Below are 17,686 nucleotides of genomic sequence, written 5' to 3'. Positions count from 1 at the left end.
AATATTGATTCTAATCCTTCCCCTCCAACGCCTCAAACTTGGCCTTCATGGTTGGGTTATTGCGAGTGAGTTTTTTGACAGAAACGTCTTCCAGCTTGTTGTTGGCCAGTCGTAGCTGGTTTTCGCTGGTAGTCAAGGCTGCTTTGACAGCTTCCATTCGCTTGATGGCCTTGTCGATTTCATCAATAGCCTTTTGGAAATTGGTGCTGGCTGACTGGTAGTTCTTGGCAAAGGCTGTTTTGAAGGTCGCCAAATCTTCTTCGAAATGGGTAATGTCGATATGTTGTTCTCTGACTAAAGCCAGCTCCTGCTTGTACTTCAAACTGTTGAGCGCAGCATTTCGCAAGAGCCCTATCAACTGAATAAAGAACTGGGGACGGACCACGTACATCTTCTCGTACTTGTGGCTGACATCTACGATACCCGTGTTATAGTAGTCGTTGTCCGCCTCCAACATGGACACCAAAACCGCGTACTCGCAGTCCTTCTCACGACGGTCCTTGTCCAACTCCTTGAAAAAGTCCTCGTTCTTGTGCTTCTTGACCGTATCGTCTGCCTCGTTCTTCATCTCAAACATAATGGAGATGATTTCCACCCCATTCTCGTCCAGCTCCCGATAGATATAGTCGCCCTTGGAACCACGCGCCGACACCTGATTATCCTTCTCAAAGTAAGCATTGGGAAAGGCCAACTGCCGCACCTTATTAAACTCCGCCTCAGCATAGAGCTCCAAACTCTCGCCGATCGCCTTGGTCGATTGCTGGGCCTTAAAATTCTTGTAAAATTCCACCTGCTCATCCGCCGCCTTGAGCCGTACCTCGTACTCCTGACGGGTGGTCGCCAGCGCCAACTCCTGCTTCTGCTCCTGCACCGCCAAAGCATTCTGAGCCGCGTCCCGCTCCTTCTCCACCTGAGCCACCGCCTGCTGCAACTCCAACTCCTTGGCTAGCTCGATTTGCCCCAACTGAGCCTTGAGCTCTTGGATTTCTTGGTCTTTTTGGGACATAGCAGAGCTGATTTCAAATTCTGTCTGACTAGCCAACTTGTCCAAGCGTGCAGTCAGTTCAAGGATTTGCTTGTCCTTGTCACCCAGTTTAGCCTGTAAGTCATTTTCAGCTCTCTGCTGTAATAATTCCCGTTCCCGCTCCAAACGTTCGTGGATTTCCTTATCAAACTCCGCACCACGCACCTGGGCCAAGAGTTGACTGTATTCTGTTTCATTGACCGTAAAAACAGTATCGCAATGAGGGCAAGTAATTTGTTGCATGGTAATTCCTTTCATTTACATTCTTTTATCACGTGTGCTAACAATAAAGACGCTCACACATTCTTTCACTTCCTGCGAATCAATCTTATCAAATTATAACAACCATATATAAGTCCAAGGACAAAAATAAAATAGAAAAAGCGAAAAATATTTCGTGGTTCTAGCCAAAACAGTCGATAGAGAATACAAATAGCCACGACTATAAGCCACCGCCAGCCCCAGGTCATTTTTCTCTTTATGAACCACTCTAACCAATCCTCACCTGAATTGTAACGTGTTTCATAATATTCTTCTCTCAATTGGGCCCACCATTTCATCTTACTCAATCTCCTAGTCTTCTATCGTTTCAGTTCTTCTTCCAAAAATGCAGTCCATTTTTCCTGCAAAGGCAGATGGTCAGGTAAGTCCTGTCCTTGCAAAAGAAGTTGAATGCATTCATTTTGGACCAACCAGCCTGTCATGTCTTTTTTAGCGTCCGCATACTCATTGCCAAAATCAACAGGAATTTCCTCTTCAAAGACAATCAGTGTTCCTTGCACCTGCTGGCTCAAGCTGAAAGAAACCTTAGCTGTATCCCAAGTATAAGCAATCGCTTCATGCGGTCGGTAGGCTAGCAAGTCCATGGTTTCACGAAAGTCTTCCATTTCAAATATCAACTTGTCACCCTCAACCCTCAACTGAGGAAACCAGCGAGCAAAGCCACTATCCGTCGCTAACAAATCCCATGCCTCCGCCAAATTAGCTGGAATAGTGTAGCAAATGTTGAGCAGATATTTCTCTGCCTCTTTTTTAACAGCAATCTTCATACGAAACTCCTATTCTATCCTTCTATTATACCAAAAAACACCGGTCAATAACCGATGTTCTCTATGTGTTTATAACTTTTTAACCATGACCAAGCAGGGATTCCATTCATCCCAGAGGGTCGGAAATACCTCTAACTTGACAAAACCGCAGGATTTATAAAAAGCAATGGTCTGGTCGTATTCCTTATAATGCCCTTCATCTACTGTCTTGACTTGCAAGTAGGCATAGTCTTTCCTTGCTTCCTCCTCCAAGGCTTGCATGAGCAAACGTCCAATTCCCTGGCGATGATAGGCTTTCTTGATGCCCATACAATGAACATCTCCGCAAGCCTCCGAAGAATTAGTCAGGGTCACAAAACCAACAGCTTCATCAGCATCATAGGCAGCCCAAAGTGGCTAGGCAGAGCCGTCTTCGATATACTCTTTGGTACTCTCAGGCAAACCAAACCATTCTGGCAAGTCCGCCAGCACCTCTTCGATAATCCTTGCTTTATCAGCGGCAGTCGATACAGTTACAATCTTCATTTTTACTCCTTTTGGGAGATTAGTTTCTGATAACCTCCCCTTGATTCATTTTTTCTACAGCAATTCTATTTTTTAATACTTTCATCTCAATCGCCCCCCTTTCTATTTTGTTATATTATACAGCATTTCTTTTAGTATTTCAATCCGTCCTCTCCCGATTTGTGCTATACTAGATGTATTGGAAACAAGGAGGAATATATGATTAAATTACTCGCCCTTGATATGGACGGAACGCTCTTAAATGAGGAAAAAGAACTGATGCAACCGCAAATCGATGCCATTCATAAAGCGGTTAAAGCTGGTGTGACAGTTGTGCTCTGTACAGGACGGCCTTTGGTTGGCGTCAAACCCTTTGTTCAACAATTAGGATTTGATACAGAAGACGAATACATCATTGTTAACAATGGTTGTTCAACGCATTCGACAAAGGATTGGAGCTTGATTGACTGGGAAGAGCTATCCGCTGAGGATGTCCGCTATCTTGCTGGATTTACTGAAAATGACCATGTACAGATTTCCCTCTTCGATGAGGAAGACTATTTCGTTCTTGCGGAAAAGGCAAATGATATGGTTGATTTGGACGCACGTTTAGTGGGCATGACCCCTCAACCTATTGATTTGAAGGAAGCCCAATCAGGTCGTCACCGCTTCTTTGAAGCCATGTTTGTCGGTGAAAAAGAGCATATCGATATCTTTGAAAACCAACATAACTCTGTACTCAGTCAGAAATACTCCACCGTTCGTTCACAAGACTATCTCTTGGAAATTTTGCCAAACGGTGCCAGCAAGGCCTCTGGCTTGAAAAAACTGGCAGACCGCCTTGGTATCCTTCCCGAGGAAATCATGGCTATGGGGGATGCCAACAACGACCTTGAAATGATTGAATTTGCTGGTTTGGGAATTGCCATGGGCAACGCCAACGAGCAGGTCAAGGCAATCGCACAAGACATCACAGATACCAATGAGAACAACGGTGTTGCCAAAGCCATTGAAAAACACATTTTGAACAAATAAGGAGACAATATGAAATACCCAACACTCTTAGACCGCTTTTTAGTCTATGTCAAAGAAAACACTCGCTCAGATGAAAACTCGACCACCACACCTTCTACCCAAAACCAAGTCGAGTTCGCCCAGAACATCCTCTTGCCTGAAATGGAACGCATCGGCTTGCAGAATGTCCACTACCTGCCAAATGGTTTTGCAGTGGGAACACTACCTGCCAACGACCCGAGTTTGACCCGCAAAATTGGTTTTATCGCCCATATGGATACGGCAGATTTCAACGCAGAAGGTGTCAGCCCACAAATCATCGAAAACTACGACGGTAATCCAATCGCTTTGGGAACTTCTGGCTATGAATTGCATCCAAAAGACTTCCCACAACTTGCCAACTACCACGGTCAAACCCTGATTACCACTGACGGTACAACCTTGCTAGGTTCTGATGACAAGTCAGGCATTGCAGAAATCATGACGGCTATCGAGTATTTGGTGCAAAACCCTGACATCAAACATTGCGAAATCCGTGTCGGCTTTGGTCCTGACGAAGAAATCGGTGTCGGTGCGGACAAGTTTGATGTGGAAGACTTCGATGTAGACTTTGCCTACACCATGGACGGGGGACCGCTGGGGGAACTCCAGTACGAAACTTTCTCAGCTGCTGCAGCCAAGATTGATTTCCTTGGTCGCAATGTCCATCCAGGTTCTGCCAAGGACCAGATGATCAACGCCTTCCAGATGGCTATTGATTTCCACAATGCCCTTCCAGAAACAGACCGTCCTGAAAAAACTGAAGGTTACGAAGGTTTCTTCCATTTAATGAACATGGAGGGCAGCGTTGATACTGCTTCTACCTCCTACATCATCCGCGACTTTGAGGAAGAAGATTTTCAAGCCCGCAAGCAGCTCATGCTGGATATTGCAGAGAAAATGAATGCCGACTTTGACACTCCACGCGTTATCGTCAACCTGCATGACCAGTACTACAACATGAAGAAAATCATCGAAAAAGACATGACCCCAATCAACATCGCAAAAGATGTCATGGAAAATCTAGGTATCAAGCCACTAATCGAGCCAGTTCGCGGAGGAACAGACGGCTCTAAGATTTCCTTCATGGGTATTCCAACGCCAAACATCTTCGCAGGTGGTGAAAATATGCACGGCCGCTTCGAGTTCGTCAGCCTCGAAACCATGGAAAAAGCTGTTGATGTAATCTTAGGAATTGTAGCATATAAATAAACAATTTATTCAGACTTTCAATTGAAGGTCTGATTTTTTCTGAAAATCTTTCGAAATTTTTGAAAAAATCACTTGTATTATTGAACTAATACTGTTATAATAGAACCATCAAAAAGAAATGGAGTTTTATTATGACAGAAGAAACATTTGCACAAGGTATTTTAGTTGGGCTTTGGGGAGCCGGTATGATTTTTTCACTCATTTGGTATGTCCTCGTAACTATTTCCAACTTCATCCTCTTTAAAAAAGCCGGCTATGCTGGTTGGAAATCCCTCATTCCATTCTACAATCTTTACGTCCAACAATGTATCACATTCGGCCAAGACAAGGGTTGGTTTATCCTCTTCCTACTCATCCCCCTTGCTGGACCACTTTATGGCATTTATTTGACTTACTGCTATGGTAAAGCATTTGGTTTGTCTGATATTCAAGCCATCTTCTATGTCTTGTTTACACCACTTTTCAATGTCTACATTGCCTTCAATGACGGTAGCCGCTACCAAGGACCACAAAATTTCTTTATCGACTAATAATAAAATGAAGCAACTTTTTCTAGCTGGAAGGGTTGCTTTTACTTTTTTAAAAAATATATAAAAAATTTATATAATTACTTGATTTTAGTAAATGATAGGTATATAATTTATATATAAAATAATTACATAAAGATAAAGAGGTGATTTCATGTACTACCCCGTATCCTCTATCTTGATTGAATTTCTGATCTTGGCCATCGTAGAGAAACAAGATTCTTATGGCTATGAAATCAGTCAAACCATCAAGATAGTTGCAGATATAAAGGAATCCACGCTCTACCCTATCTTGAAGAAACTGGAAAAGGCGGGCTACGTCACCACCTATACCCAAGAATTTCAAGGGAGAAAGAGAAAATACTATACCATCACTCCTGCTGGACGTGAGCACATCCCCTTCCTGCAGGGTGAATGGAATAGCTACAAAGACCATATTGACGGAATTATAGAAGGGAGCTTACGAAAATGACACGTGCAGAGTATTTGAACCAACTAGAACAAGCACTGGCACAACTTCATCCAAGTGCCAAACAAGAAGCTTTAGACTACTTCAATGAGTATTTTGATGAAAAAGGTGATGACCAGACAGCCATTGCTGAGCTAGGTAACCCCCAAGAAGCAGCAAAAGAAATCATTGCCAATCTACCTGAAGATGCCCTAATCACCAAGAAAGACCAAGGAGCTTCACAATCAGCTAAACCATTTGATTTCGATTTTGATTTTGATTTTCAATTTGACTGGGAGAATTTTTTCAACAATTTCAAACATTCAGCCTATCAAGCTAGGGAAAGAATTGAATTGACGGCGAAAATCGAAGAATTACCTGAGTTTTTAAATCTACAGATTTCGCTCGAAGACCAGGCTCTTAGTGTTCAAACTTATGACGGAGAAACTGTCTTATTGCACAACCCTGTTTCAGAAGATGGCAACTACCAGGCTTTTGACTATCAACTGGTTCAGGATAGTTTGTACCTAACAAGCAATCCTTCCCCTAATCACCTCTTCTTCTCAAATAATCAAACTAGCTCTGCTATTCTCAAAATCCCTAAAAAACTCCTGCCCCTTACCAATCTTAATCTACACACAAGAGATAGCAGTCTAACCATGGTAAATATGCAAGTAAGCGAACAGATGTTCATTAATGCAGCAGACAGTAGCCTGACCATGACGGGTGTCCACAGCCAAAAATCGACCTTGGACCTAGAAGATACTAGCCTTGTTCTCTCAGGTGGGCAACTGAGGGATTTGACGCTGGAAGCTAGTGATACTGTCATCACTCTGACAAGCCTTAACCTAGCAAATGCAACCATACGCGTAGAAGACTGCATCTGGAATCTCAAAGAATGTGACTTGAACGGCAAGCTCAGTTGTCATGCTGAAGATTCCGTTCTAACGTTTAAACCAAATATAGACATAAGCATAGACATTACTGAGGAGGATTCTAGCCTAAAACTTCCAAAGGATAAGGCGTTTACAATGATGAAAGAGGATGACATCACTCATCTCAGCTATAGGCAAGAAAATAGCCCTGCTCAGCTTGTTATCCATTGTCAAGACTGCCAACTTACCATAGAATAAAGGAGATTCCCATGAACCGTAAGGAATATTTACAGAAACTCGAAAAACATCTCAAACACCTGCCAAAAGAAGATTTTCAAGATACCTTGGACTATTTCAATGAATATTTTGACGAAAAGGAAAACGACGAGCAAGCCATTCAAGAACTAGGCAGTCCAAAAGATGCAGCCCGTGAAATTCTAGCCAATCTCTATGATAAAGAGAAGATTGAGGATAAGCCAAATACCCGCAATATGGTCTGGTTGACCATCCTCGCTATCCTTGCCGCACCCGTCGGCATACCCCTAGCCATCAGCTTGGTCGCCCTCTTCATCACCCTTCTCCTAATCATCTTTAGCCTCTTTCTGCTCCTTATCTCACTCTGGATTGTCCTCCTCAGTCTGGCAATCGCCCAGCTACTCCTCGCCTTTGACCTCTTCACACTATCATGGTCTACCTCCCTGCTCTTCACAGGCCTTGCCCTCATCTGCTTGGCCCTCACTCTATTGGGTAGTAAATTCACTCTAGACCTTGGAAGCAAAACCTTCTTGCTTGTTTTACATTGGATACAAAGAAAGATCCGCAAAGGAGGCTATTATGAAACAGTTTAAACCATTTACGAAAATCAGTCTGAGCCTGTTAACCATGGGGACCATTCTCAGTCTCATCGGCTACCTTGCTGGTGGTTGGACAAATATGAAAAACATTGGCGAAAACTACTTTCAGCCCCAAACGGCAAGCTTTACGGATATTCGTTCTATAGAGGTCAATGAAAGACTGTCCATCATGCCCTCGCCTGACAACCAATTTCACCTCCACTACTATCGAAATCAGCATAAAGACATCGACCTCCTCAGTCACCAAGTTCAAGATGGAAAATTAACTATTTCTAGTGCTTTTCAAGGTATCGTTTCTTATGATGGTTTACTCGAACCTATCTTACATCTTGTCAATGACCAGAATGTTGCCTATTACCAACCTGTCTTACAGATTCCAAAAAACAGCACAATCGAAACACTTTCAGGCAACCTTCAAGGAGACCTTTATTTGGATAAAGTGACCATTCAAAATCTTAATCTCACTGCAGAAGATGGGGACATCTTGATTGAAAACAGTCACATCAACCTTAATAGTCTATTACACATCAATGGAGAAGTAGCAATCAATCAGTCCACATTAACAAGTCCAGCGGACATCACAGACACTTTCGGGAGTATTCTAACGGTTGAGGATGGAGATTTTAAAGCAGAAAACCTAAAACTAGAAGGAAGACATAACATCAGTAATTACAATGGTTCAATCAATATTTCTCTTCAGTCACAAACAAAAACTGACATCCATATAGATGCCAGTCAAAATAATCTGGGAATTGACCTTCCAAACTATTCCAATCCCCAAGCCACTAATTACCTCTACATCTCTACACTTGATGGTGAATTGAGCATCCGGTAATTGCTAAAAGCCCTCCTGACGGAAGGCTTTTCTGTTTATTTAAACAACAAAATAGAAATCAAAGCCAAGATTGCTGGTCCACCTTGTTTTAATAGGATTTTTGGATTGGAAGATATTGCCCCATATACAGCCGCGGCAATCACAAACAAGACAAAAATTGTGGTAATTTCAAGATTGCCTGTGAAAATTCCATAAAAAAGAAATACAGCTACTAGACCATTATAGATACCCTGATTTTTAAACAAAGCCGAAACGGATTGACGTGATAATTCTTCTTGATCCATACCAAATGTCTGGCTTGTCTTTTCAGACTGGGTCGCAAAGGTTTCCAAATACATGATATATAGGTGCTCAATAGCTACGATACTCGCTAAAATAGTTGTAAAAATTGACATAAGTTTATTCTCCTTTTTCTTCAATGACAGTTTCAAGAGGCAGGTCTTGAAGACCAGAAACTAATTTCTCCAAAAGATAGCTCAATCGCTCTTCTTCCTCATCAGACAAAATGCTTTCCATTGCAGCTTTCACAGCTAGGTGTTGGGCAGTTGGATGAACCTGTAATTCATTTACTGCATACTGGGTGGGTTGAACCAGCATTTCTCTTTGATTTTCAGGATTGCGCTCCCTTTGAATATAGCCCTTGTCCTCTAAAATTTTTAAATGTCGGGTTATGGCTGCACGGTCAATTTGAAGTTTTTCCTGTAAATCTTGTTGTGAACAGGGGGCTTGGTCCAGCAAGTTGGTCAAAAGCTGATAACGGGTCAGACTAATCCCTAACCCCTTTTCAAATAGACCCGTGACTGCTTCGTCAGCTAATTTTATCTGATAAAGTAATTGAGAAAGGTCTGCCATACTTTCCTTCTTTTGTTGACTTATCAATGATTGATAAGTCAATTTTATCAAAAAACGAATATTTTTCAAGAATTTTGCTTAACTTTAGAAAACTCTATTATATAAAAAGCAAGTTTTGGTATAATGGTTTTATATTAGGGAACGGAGGCTACCATGGAAGATTCAAAAGAACTCAACTTAGCGATTGATGTGCTCATGTTAGCTGGTGCCATTCTCTTACAAAGTGGTGCTGAAATCCACCGAGTAGAAGATACCATGGTTCGGATTGCCCGTTCACAAGGAATAGAAAATGCAAATGTCTTAGCCATCCCAGCCGCCATCTTCTTTTCAATAGATCATACCAATATTTCTCGAATGAAACGGATTGTCAATCCAGTACACGATATGCAAAAAGTTTGTCTGGTCAATCAGGTTTCTCGTACCTTAACCGCAGGACAAATGAGCCTTGAAACTGCACAAAATGAATTGAAAACTATCCGAAACCTGCCCCTGCCCTATACACAACTCCAAACGATTTTAGCAGCCGCCCTAGCTGCCCCCTTTTTTACAATTATGTTTGGTGGGAGTTTGTTGGATGCAATAGCGACAGTCTTTGCGACCTTACTGGCTTTTCCCTTCTCCCTCTTGGTAGACCGTCTTATTCGGATTGAGTTTGTATCGAAATTTGCTGGAGCTTTGGCTTTTTCCCTATTCTCTTTACTGCTTGCAAAGTATTCTGACCTACCTATCAATCCCAATATGATAAATGCTGGTGCAGTTATGCCGTTTGTCCCCGGGATTGCCTTTACAAATGCTGTACGGGACTTGATGACCAACCATCTCAATACTGGAATGACAAAAATCTTCCAAACCTTGCTTGTCATCCTCTCCCTAGGAGCAGGAACAGCTGTTGCACTTTTAATTGTGGGGTAAATCAATGAATATACTTTATTTTATCTTACAGGCTATTGCTTCTTACATCGCTATCGCTGCCTTTCTTATTGTTCTCAATGTTCAGAAACAGTTGCTTATTCCAGGCGGGATATTGGGTATGTGTGTCTGGTTGCTCTACCTACTCCTTCTTGGTCCGACCAATGTTATCATTGCAACACTTATAGCTGCTATTGTAGGATCCTGTATTAGTCAAATATTGAGCATTCTGTATAAAACACCATCCGTTATTTTCTCTTTGGCCATCCTAGCACCGCTTGTCCCAGGCTATAGAGCCTATTTGGCAACTACGCAATTTGTATCAGAAAACTATAAAGAAGCCTTGGTAAATACAACTACCGTGCTTATGCTCGCACTGGTTATACCAATTGGTATGACCAGCGGAACTATCCTGATGCAAATTTATCGCTATCTTCAAACTAAAAAGTCTATCTGAGTTTCTTGAAAGCAGGTAGACTTTTTGTTAGAATAAATGAATATGTTTAGGAGGAGCTATGAAACAACAAATTCAGAACTTAAAACTTGCCGAACGTGGTGCCATCATTTCCATCACAGCCTATATTGCCCTCTCAGGTATCAAGTTGGCTGCTGGCCATATTTTTCATTCTGATGCACTGACTGCCGATGCCTTTAATAATATTTCGGATATTATTGGCAATATCGCCGTCCTAGTCGGTCTGCGAATGGCTCAGAAACCAGCGGATACAGATCATAAGTTTGGCCACTGGAAAATGGAAGATTTAGCTAGCCTTATAACATCTTTCATCATGTTTGTCGTTGGTTTCCAAGTCCTTTACTCCACCCTTATCAAAATCATGAGCAACCAAACTGTAGAAATTGATATGACTGGTGCAATTGTAGGAATTTTCTCAGCCTTTGTTATGATAGGTGTTTATCTTTACAACAAATCACTTGCTAAGAAAGTTCATTCCAAAGCCTTGGAGGCAACTGCAAAGGATAACCTCTCCGACGCCGTGACTTCTATCGGAACATCTGTTGCCATTTTTGCAGCAGCCTTCAATTTCCCCATTGTCGATAAAATTGCTGCCGTTATTATCACCTTCTTCATCTTGAAAACAGCCTACGATATATTCATGGAAAGTTTCTTTACACTTTCAGACGGCTTTGACGAGGAACTCCTACATAAATATGAAGAAGATATTCTTAAACTGCCTAAGGTCGTGGCTGTAAAATCCCAGCGTGGCCGGACTTACGGGGCCAATATCTATCTGGACATTGTGCTAGAAATGAATCCTGATCTGTCAGTCTATGAGAGCCATGAAATTACAGAACAGGTGGAGCAACTTCTCACCTTAAAACACGGTGTTTTTGATGTTGATATCCATGTCGAACCCTCCGAAATTCCACATGACGAAATATTTGAACATGTCTTTGACAAACTCTACCGCTTCGAATCAGAAATTCAAGCTCATGAACCTGGTTATGAAGATTTAATTGATGAGAACTATCTCTTGATTGATGCCAAAGGTCGTTACCTCAACAAGGCTGAGATGCTCCAAGCCCATCCAGTCCAATCCACCTACCTCTCCAACTACCAAATGACCTCTGTCAGTCAGAAATCCAAACTAGTCACCTTCGAAATTGGCGACTACGTCCACACATCCCTCTGGCGACGGCATGAAAACTGGACAGTTCTATTTCATCAAATATCCAAAAAAGCCTAATCATTTCGACAAGGCTTTTCGTTTATTATTATTATTTATACTCAATGAAAATCAAAAGTAGCCTAGGAAACGAAGCCGACGATAGAACTGAAATTCATCTAGGCTCTTGACAAGGGATAATGTTGATTTTCGAAGAGTATTAGTTCTTCACTGCGTCTGTGGCAATATCTTCGCCGAACCATTTTTGTGAAATTTCTTGGAATTTTCCTTCTTTATACAGTTCAGTAAAGGCTTTGTTGATGTTCTCAACTAGTGTCGTATCTGACTTACGAGCACCTACTCCGAAGGTTTCATTTTCAAAACCAGCATCGATAATGTTATAGTCTGCAATAATCCCCTCTTGTTGCAAGTAATAGTTTGCATAAACACGGTCAATCAAAAGACCATCGATACGATCATTTTTCAAATCAATCAAGGCTTCGTTAAATGTCGCATACTGACTTGCATCATTATTCTGAACGATGTCTTTCAAGATTGCTGGTTGAGATTCAAAGACTGAGTAGCCAGAAGAACCTGCTTGCGCACCCAAAATCTTATCCTTCATATCCGAAACTTGACTGATATTCGAAGATTTTTTCGTCACAAGTACTTGTTGGTTATCCATATACGAATCCGTGAAGAGTACTTTCTCCTTGCGCTCATCAGTTACAGAATAGCCATTCCAAATCAAATCAATATTGCCATTGTTCAATTCAGTTTCTTTCAAATCCCAGTCAATAGGTTGCCATTCAATCGCAATACCATATTTGTCAAAAACTGCTGTTGCCAAATCAATATCAAAACCAGTATATGTACCATCAGCCTCTTCAAAGCCCATTGGGACAAAGGTCTTATCAAAACCAATGGTAATAGACTTCTCAGATTCGTAAGTTGACCAATTGTCAGACTTAGTTGTTGACTGGCTAGAGCCACAAGCAACAAGAGCAAAACTGGTTACAAGAGCCGCAACTCCAAGCATCATTTTTTTCATATTCATCATCATTTTATTCCTTTTCTTAATGTTTCGGTTCAATCTTGATGATTTTATCTGCTATATTTTCGGCAAATTGCATATCGTGGGTAACCACAATTTGCGTGATTCCAGTAGCCCTATTTTCAAGAATGAGTTTTTCAACTTCTTTTCTCAATTCAGGGTCTAAGGCCGAGGTTGGTTCATCATAGCCGATAATCTCAGGATCAATCATCATAGCACGCGCCAAAGCCACACGTTGTTTTTGTCCACCCGATAGTGAAAACGGATAGGCAGTAGCGTGGTTAGCCAGGCCAAGAGTATCCAAGAGTTTAAGGGCCTTGTCTTCCGCCTCTGAACGCGACATATTCTGCGTTTTCATAGGAGAGAGAACCAAGTTTTCCAAAACGGATAGGTGTGGGAAAAGCTGGAAGTCCTGGAAGACAAAGCCCAGCAGATGTCGTTTCCCCAATTCCTCAAGTGGCAGTTCTTGACCATTATAAATCAAGGTTCCTGAATCAATGGTTTCCAATCCTGCCAACATCCGTAAAAGAGTAGTCTTACCGCCACCTGATTGACCGACGATGGCAATAATTTTCCCCTCTGGAATGACCAAATCATAGTTGGAGAAAATCTGTTTATTATCAAATCGTTTGGATAGATTGCGTAGTTCTAACATGACTTCCTCCTATCTATAATAGTCAAATTTCTTTTCTACTTGTTTAGAAATAAGTGTAACAGCTCCAATCATCAACAGATAGATTGCTCCTGCAATAAACATTGGTGCCAAACTTGCGTCACGGTTGGCTGCAGTTCGGCTGGCAAGCAAGAGGTCGCTAACCCCTAAGGCATATACCAAAGATGTATCCTTGACCAAGGTCATTACTTCATTGAATACACTTGGAAGGACAATTTTCACCACCTGTGGCAAGACGATAAAACGAATGGTCTGAACGGGTGTAAATTTCAATACCTTTGCCGCCTCATACTGACCTTTTGGAATGGCTTCGATACCACCACGGAAAATTTCTGAAAAATAGGCCGCATAGTTAAAAGTAAAGGCTAGAATGACTGCTGGCATACGGTCAAAAGTGATGCCAACACTTGGCAAGACATAATAAACAAATATCAATTGCAAGAGCAAGGGAGTTCCACGCATAATTAACACGTAGAAATGCAAAAGCCATTGCAAGGGTTTAAACTTAATCTGCATTAAAAAGGCAAAAACAGCTCCCAGGGGCAAGGATAGTATCAAAACTAGAAAAAATACTTGCAGGGAAACTACCGCACCATTTAATAGACTGGGCAGAACTTCCAAAACATAATCCATAAAGTTCTCCTAAAAGAATGATTAGGTTCTAGTATAGCAGAAAATATCTTGTATTACAAAGAAAAGTTTTCAATTTTCTAATAATTTCCCTATAAATTGTATAAAATTGCAAAAAAAGGTCGATAAATTCGACCTTCCTTCTACTCAACAGTAACCGATTTTGCCAAGTTACGTGGCTTATCAACGTCCAAACCACGTTGTAAAGTCGCATAGTAGGCAATCAACTGAGTTGGAACAACCATTGCAATAGCTGACAAGAATGGATGAACTGTTGTAACAGTGATATCATCATCTTCTTTAGCTACTGCTTCATCTACGATTGTTAAGACATTGGCACCACGCGCCACTACTTCCTGAATATTGCCTCGAGTATGGCTTGCAAGGTGTGGATGATTTGAAATCAAGGCCAAGACAGGAACACCGTCTTCAATCAATGAAATGGTACCGTGTTTCAATTCACCTGCCGCAAAGCCTTCACATTGGATGTATGAAATTTCTTTCAATTTCAAGCTGGCTTCCATAGAAACGTAGTAGTCACTACCACGACCGATATAAAATGCGTTGCGAGTGGTTGATAAGAGTTTTTCAACTTTTTCAGCAATCACATCTTTTTCTGATAAGCTGGCCTCAATAGATTGAGCTACGATGGACAATTCATGTACCAAGTCAAATTCTTTCGCGTAGGCATTGCCATTGGCATCACCGACAGCCTTAGCCAAGATTGCCAATGTCGCAATCTGTGCAGTGTAGGCTTTTGTAGAAGCTACCGCAATTTCTGGACCTGCATGGAGCAACATGGTGTAAGTCGCCTCACGTGATAGGGTAGAACCTGGAACGTTGGTCACAGTCAAGCTTGGGATGCCCATTTCATTTGCTTTCACCAATACCTGACGGCTATCAGCTGTTTCACCAGACTGGCTGATCATGACAAAGAGAGGTTTCTTGCTCAAGAGTGGCATGTTGTAGCCCCACTCAGATGAAATTCCCAACTCTACTGGTGTATCTGTCAATTTTTCCAAGAAATCTTTTGAAGCAAATCCTGCGTGATAAGACGTACCAGCAGCCAAGATATAGATACGGTCAGCTTCTTGAACTGCTTTGATAATATCCGCATCAACTGTAATTTGACCTTCTTCATTTGTGTATGCGCTAATCAATTTACGCATAACAGTTGGCTGCTCATCAATTTCCTTGAGCATGTAGTAGGGATAAGTTCCTTTGCCGATGTCTGACAAGTCAAGTTCAGCAGTATAGCTGCCACGCTCAATAGCATTACCATCATAGTCCATAACTTCTACGCTATCTTTCTTCACGATAACCAATTCCTTATCGTGAATTTCCATGTATTCACTCGTCTCACGAATCATAGCCATGGCATCTGAACAGACCATATTGTAGCCATCACCCAATCCAATCAAAAGTGGAGACTTGTTTTTGGCAACGTAGATTGTATCTGCATCCGTAGCATCAATCAAGGCAAAGGCGTATGAACCTTGAATAATCTTCAATGCTTTTTTGAAGGCTTCTAGAGTTGACAAACCTTCTTCTGCAAATTGACCAATCAAGTGTACAGCAATTTCTGTATCTGTCTGCCCTTTCAAGTCATGACCTGCAAGATACTCTTCCTTGATTTCTGCGTAGTTTTCAATCACACCGTTGTGAACTAGGATATGTCCAGCAGTTTGAGAAGTGTGAGGGTGAGCGTTGTTCTCAGTTGGCTTACCATGAGTCGCCCAACGAGTATGACCAATTCCTGTTGTACCTTCAGTCTTGTCACCAACTTTAGCAGACAATTCTGCAATGCGACCTACTGCTTTTACCAAGTGAGCTTGCTCCCCACCCGTCACAAAAATACCTGCTGAATCATAACCACGGTATTCTAACTTTTCAAGACCTTGAATCAAAATATCAGTTGCGTTTGTATTTCCTACAACACCAACGATTCCACACATACAGTTCACCTACGATGTTTCTTAACATCGGCTTTCATTTTTTCATAAATTGGTCTAGTCAACTTTTTTAAGAAAAAGACCAGTGAAATCAGTATATAACAAGTCATATCTATTGTCAAGAAAAAAATTGGTCTAGTCAGATTTTGAAAATAAACCAGAAAATTGATTGAAAAAAGACCAGTCCTACTGGTGAACCGCACCCCAAAAGTTAGAGAGAAAAATCTAACTTTTGGGGTGCTATTTTTATGAAATTGAGCTATGAAGACAAAATCAAAATCTATGAACTACGTCAAAGTGGTCAGTCTATCAAGAACTTATCAAAACAGTTTACTATTGCAGAATCTGTTATCCAATATATGCTTCGACTGATCGATAGGTATGGCATAAACATTGTCAAGAAAGGTAAGAACACCTATTATCCTCCAGAACTCAAGCAGGAAATGATTGATAAAGTACTTCTTGATAAGCAGTCAGTCCTCTCCGTCTCGCTTGATTACGCCCTGCCAAATCGTGGAACTCTTCCAAACTGGATAGCACAATACAAGAAAAATGGGTATACTATTGTTGAGAAAACAAGAGGGAGGCCACCAAAGATGGGGCGTAAACCAAAGAAAACCTGGGAAGAGATGACGGAGCTAGAGCGATTGAAGGAAGAAAATGAGCGTCTTAGAACGGAGAATGTCTACCTAAAAAAGTTGAGAGAGCTTCGTTTAAGGGACGAAGCCAGAGAGCAAGAAAGGCTCAAACAGTTAGAGAGATGGTCACAGAAGGATTCCGACTAAATATACTGCTGACTATTTCTCAATTAGTTCCTTCTACCTATTACTATCAAGTCAAACAATTGAATAAACCAGATAAAGATAAGGACTTAAAAGTTGAAATTCAAGCCATTTATGATGAACATAAGGGAAACTATGGCTACCGTCGCATTCACCTTGAGCTAAGAAATCGTGGATTTTCTGTCAACCACAAGAAAGTACAAGGGCTGATGAAAGAGTTAGGTTTGACTGCTCGTATTCGTCGACGCAAGAGATACAAGTCTTACAAGGGTGATGTGGGCAAGAAAGCTCCTAATCTTATTGAGAGAGCCTTTGAAGGGGCTAAGCCTTTTGAGAAGTGCTATACAGATGTGACTGAGTTCGCTCTGCCAAATTGTGCTGAAAAACTCTATCTTTCTCCTGTTCTGGATGGCTATAATAGCGAAATTATTGATTTTACCTTATCCCGCTCTCCAAACCTCATACAAGTCAAGACCATGCTTGAGAAGGTCTTCCCTGAGGAAACTTACCCAAATACCATTCTCCATAGTGACCAAGGTTGGCAATACCAACATGAAGTCTATCACCGTTTTCTTGCAAGTAAAGGCATACGTCCTTCCATGTCTCGCAAGGGAACCAGCACAGATAATGGCATGATGGAGTCCTTCTTTGGCATCTTGAAAACAGAAATGTTTTACGGATTTGAGAAAAATTTCAAGTCTCTGGATCAACTGGAGCAAGCTATCACCAAGTATATTTTTTACTACAACAATAAACGCATTAAAGAAAAACTAAAAGGACTTAGTCCTGTTCAGTACAGAACTAAATCCTTTCAATAATATTTTTTGT

19 protein-coding genes and 1 pseudogene are annotated in these 17,686 nt (G+C 41.4%); 11 read left to right on the top strand and 9 right to left on the bottom strand.

Features of this window, described 5'->3' with window-relative positions; all coding sequences use genetic code 11:
* Positions 1–10: 10 nt before the first annotated feature.
* The 3 genes and pseudogenes from ACEE44_RS00310 to ACEE44_RS00300 form a co-directional block, all read right to left on the bottom strand.
* Positions 11–1,267 (bottom strand): DUF2130 domain-containing protein, encoded by a 1,257-nt coding sequence (locus ACEE44_RS00310; protein WP_449170997.1) that lies wholly within the window; start codon positions 1,265–1,267, stop codon positions 11–13.
* A gap of 338 nt (positions 1,268–1,605) precedes the next feature.
* Positions 1,606–2,073: an ATPase gene (locus tag ACEE44_RS00305; protein WP_449170841.1), complete on the bottom strand. Its 468-nt coding sequence runs from the start codon at positions 2,071–2,073 to the stop codon at positions 1,606–1,608.
* 69 nt (positions 2,074–2,142) lie between these two features.
* A pseudogene (locus ACEE44_RS00300) lies at positions 2,143–2,598 on the bottom strand (N-acetyltransferase family protein).
* Between the two features lie 198 nt (positions 2,599–2,796).
* On the opposite strand from ACEE44_RS00300, the gene ACEE44_RS00295 reads away from it, so the two are divergent.
* From ACEE44_RS00295 to ACEE44_RS00265, 7 genes are all read left to right on the top strand, one after another.
* Positions 2,797–3,612 (top strand): Cof-type HAD-IIB family hydrolase, encoded by an 816-nt coding sequence (locus ACEE44_RS00295; protein ID WP_449170840.1) that lies wholly within the window; start codon positions 2,797–2,799, stop codon positions 3,610–3,612.
* A 9-nt stretch (positions 3,613–3,621) separates the two neighbouring features.
* Positions 3,622–4,842 (top strand): peptidase T, encoded by a 1,221-nt coding sequence (gene pepT, locus ACEE44_RS00290; protein WP_449170839.1) that lies wholly within the window; start codon positions 3,622–3,624, stop codon positions 4,840–4,842.
* Between the two features lie 131 nt (positions 4,843–4,973).
* A complete protein-coding gene (locus ACEE44_RS00285; RefSeq protein ID WP_449170838.1) occupies positions 4,974–5,372 on the top strand; it encodes a DUF5684 domain-containing protein in 399 nt (132 codons plus the stop codon).
* Positions 5,373–5,523: 151 nt separating this feature from the next.
* Positions 5,524–5,841, top strand: coding sequence for a PadR family transcriptional regulator (locus tag ACEE44_RS00280; protein WP_044760760.1), 318 nt, complete (start codon positions 5,524–5,526; stop codon positions 5,839–5,841).
* Positions 5,838–6,950 (top strand): DUF4097 family beta strand repeat-containing protein, encoded by a 1,113-nt coding sequence (locus tag ACEE44_RS00275; protein ID WP_449170837.1) that lies wholly within the window; start codon positions 5,838–5,840, stop codon positions 6,948–6,950. Before ACEE44_RS00280 ends, ACEE44_RS00275 begins: the two co-directional genes overlap by 4 nt.
* Positions 6,951–6,961: 11 nt before the next feature.
* On the top strand, positions 6,962–7,540 hold the full coding sequence (locus ACEE44_RS00270) for a DUF1700 domain-containing protein (protein WP_449170836.1): 579 nt from the start codon (positions 6,962–6,964) through the stop codon (positions 7,538–7,540).
* Positions 7,527–8,381, top strand: a complete 855-nt coding sequence (locus tag ACEE44_RS00265; RefSeq protein ID WP_449170835.1) for a DUF4097 family beta strand repeat-containing protein — start codon at positions 7,527–7,529, stop codon at positions 8,379–8,381. The genes ACEE44_RS00270 and ACEE44_RS00265 overlap by 14 nt, the downstream gene beginning before the upstream one ends.
* A gap of 35 nt (positions 8,382–8,416) precedes the next feature.
* Here ACEE44_RS00265 and ACEE44_RS00260 read toward each other — a convergent pair whose 3' ends face one another.
* Both ACEE44_RS00260 and ACEE44_RS00255 read right to left on the bottom strand, forming a co-directional pair.
* The gene (locus ACEE44_RS00260; protein ID WP_449170834.1) at positions 8,417–8,776 is read right to left on the bottom strand and encodes a DUF1304 domain-containing protein; all 360 of its coding nucleotides are present in this window, start codon (positions 8,774–8,776) and stop codon (positions 8,417–8,419) included.
* Positions 8,777–8,780: 4 nt separating this feature from the next.
* The gene (locus ACEE44_RS00255; protein WP_449170833.1) at positions 8,781–9,233 is read right to left on the bottom strand and encodes a MarR family winged helix-turn-helix transcriptional regulator; all 453 of its coding nucleotides are present in this window, start codon (positions 9,231–9,233) and stop codon (positions 8,781–8,783) included.
* Positions 9,234–9,386: 153 nt separating this feature from the next.
* On the opposite strand from ACEE44_RS00255, the gene ACEE44_RS00250 reads away from it, so the two are divergent.
* The 3 genes from ACEE44_RS00250 to ACEE44_RS00240 are packed head-to-tail and all read left to right on the top strand — an operon-like array spanning position 9,387 to position 11,848.
* Positions 9,387–10,145 carry a threonine/serine exporter family protein gene (locus ACEE44_RS00250; RefSeq protein ID WP_449170832.1) on the top strand — a complete coding sequence of 253 codons (759 nt, stop codon included), beginning with the start codon at positions 9,387–9,389 and terminating at the stop codon, positions 10,143–10,145.
* A gap of 4 nt (positions 10,146–10,149) precedes the next feature.
* Positions 10,150–10,599, top strand: coding sequence for a threonine/serine exporter family protein (locus tag ACEE44_RS00245; protein WP_044777040.1), 450 nt, complete (start codon positions 10,150–10,152; stop codon positions 10,597–10,599).
* A 58-nt stretch (positions 10,600–10,657) separates the two neighbouring features.
* Positions 10,658–11,848 carry a cation diffusion facilitator family transporter gene (locus tag ACEE44_RS00240; RefSeq protein WP_449170831.1) on the top strand — a complete coding sequence of 397 codons (1,191 nt, stop codon included), beginning with the start codon at positions 10,658–10,660 and terminating at the stop codon, positions 11,846–11,848.
* 139 nt (positions 11,849–11,987) lie between these two features.
* Here ACEE44_RS00240 and ACEE44_RS00235 read toward each other — a convergent pair whose 3' ends face one another.
* The 4 genes from ACEE44_RS00235 to glmS form a co-directional block, all read right to left on the bottom strand.
* Positions 11,988–12,818: an amino acid ABC transporter substrate-binding protein gene (locus ACEE44_RS00235; protein ID WP_449170996.1), complete on the bottom strand. Its 831-nt coding sequence runs from the start codon at positions 12,816–12,818 to the stop codon at positions 11,988–11,990.
* 25 nt (positions 12,819–12,843) lie between these two features.
* Positions 12,844–13,476 (bottom strand): amino acid ABC transporter ATP-binding protein, encoded by a 633-nt coding sequence (locus ACEE44_RS00230; protein ID WP_449170830.1) that lies wholly within the window; start codon positions 13,474–13,476, stop codon positions 12,844–12,846.
* Positions 13,477–13,485: 9 nt separating this feature from the next.
* On the bottom strand, positions 13,486–14,127 hold the full coding sequence (locus tag ACEE44_RS00225) for an amino acid ABC transporter permease (protein WP_029178317.1): 642 nt from the start codon (positions 14,125–14,127) through the stop codon (positions 13,486–13,488).
* A gap of 140 nt (positions 14,128–14,267) precedes the next feature.
* The gene (gene glmS / locus ACEE44_RS00220) at positions 14,268–16,079 is read right to left on the bottom strand and encodes a glutamine--fructose-6-phosphate transaminase (isomerizing) (protein WP_449170829.1); all 1,812 of its coding nucleotides are present in this window, start codon (positions 16,077–16,079) and stop codon (positions 14,268–14,270) included.
* Positions 16,080–16,324: 245 nt separating this feature from the next.
* On the opposite strand from glmS, the gene ACEE44_RS00215 reads away from it, so the two are divergent.
* A protein-coding gene (locus ACEE44_RS00215; RefSeq protein WP_449170828.1) for an IS3 family transposase occupies positions 16,325–17,676 on the top strand; the annotation gives its coding sequence in 2 pieces (ribosomal slippage) (positions 16,325–16,760 and positions 16,760–17,676; 1,353 coding nt in all).
* The last annotated feature ends 10 nt before the right edge of the window (positions 17,677–17,686 follow it).

The organism is Streptococcus sp. 32226D021BW (assembly GCF_053545015.1).
Note: the sequence above shows the minus strand (reverse complement) of the source record. Positions and strands in the feature narration are given on the sequence as shown.

Coding starts and splice junctions, on each gene's coding strand:
- ACEE44_RS00310 (WP_449170997.1), bottom strand. CDS start 1,267: ATGCAACAAATTACTTGCCCTCATTGCGATACTGTTTTTACGGTCAAT.
- ACEE44_RS00305 (WP_449170841.1), bottom strand. CDS start 2,073: ATGAAGATTGCTGTTAAAAAAGAGGCAGAGAAATATCTGCTCAACATT.
- ACEE44_RS00295 (WP_449170840.1), top strand. CDS start 2,797: ATGATTAAATTACTCGCCCTTGATATGGACGGAACGCTCTTAAATGAG.
- pepT (WP_449170839.1), top strand. CDS start 3,622: ATGAAATACCCAACACTCTTAGACCGCTTTTTAGTCTATGTCAAAGAA.
- ACEE44_RS00285 (WP_449170838.1), top strand. CDS start 4,974: ATGACAGAAGAAACATTTGCACAAGGTATTTTAGTTGGGCTTTGGGGA.
- ACEE44_RS00280 (WP_044760760.1), top strand. CDS start 5,524: ATGTACTACCCCGTATCCTCTATCTTGATTGAATTTCTGATCTTGGCC.
- ACEE44_RS00275 (WP_449170837.1), top strand. CDS start 5,838: ATGACACGTGCAGAGTATTTGAACCAACTAGAACAAGCACTGGCACAA.
- ACEE44_RS00270 (WP_449170836.1), top strand. CDS start 6,962: ATGAACCGTAAGGAATATTTACAGAAACTCGAAAAACATCTCAAACAC.
- ACEE44_RS00265 (WP_449170835.1), top strand. CDS start 7,527: ATGAAACAGTTTAAACCATTTACGAAAATCAGTCTGAGCCTGTTAACC.
- ACEE44_RS00260 (WP_449170834.1), bottom strand. CDS start 8,776: ATGTCAATTTTTACAACTATTTTAGCGAGTATCGTAGCTATTGAGCAC.
- ACEE44_RS00255 (WP_449170833.1), bottom strand. CDS start 9,233: ATGGCAGACCTTTCTCAATTACTTTATCAGATAAAATTAGCTGACGAA.
- ACEE44_RS00250 (WP_449170832.1), top strand. CDS start 9,387: ATGGAAGATTCAAAAGAACTCAACTTAGCGATTGATGTGCTCATGTTA.
- ACEE44_RS00245 (WP_044777040.1), top strand. CDS start 10,150: ATGAATATACTTTATTTTATCTTACAGGCTATTGCTTCTTACATCGCT.
- ACEE44_RS00240 (WP_449170831.1), top strand. CDS start 10,658: ATGAAACAACAAATTCAGAACTTAAAACTTGCCGAACGTGGTGCCATC.
- ACEE44_RS00235 (WP_449170996.1), bottom strand. CDS start 12,818: ATGAAAAAAATGATGCTTGGAGTTGCGGCTCTTGTAACCAGTTTTGCT.
- ACEE44_RS00230 (WP_449170830.1), bottom strand. CDS start 13,476: ATGTTAGAACTACGCAATCTATCCAAACGATTTGATAATAAACAGATT.
- ACEE44_RS00225 (WP_029178317.1), bottom strand. CDS start 14,127: ATGGATTATGTTTTGGAAGTTCTGCCCAGTCTATTAAATGGTGCGGTA.
- glmS (WP_449170829.1), bottom strand. CDS start 16,079: ATGTGTGGAATCGTTGGTGTTGTAGGAAATACAAACGCAACTGATATT.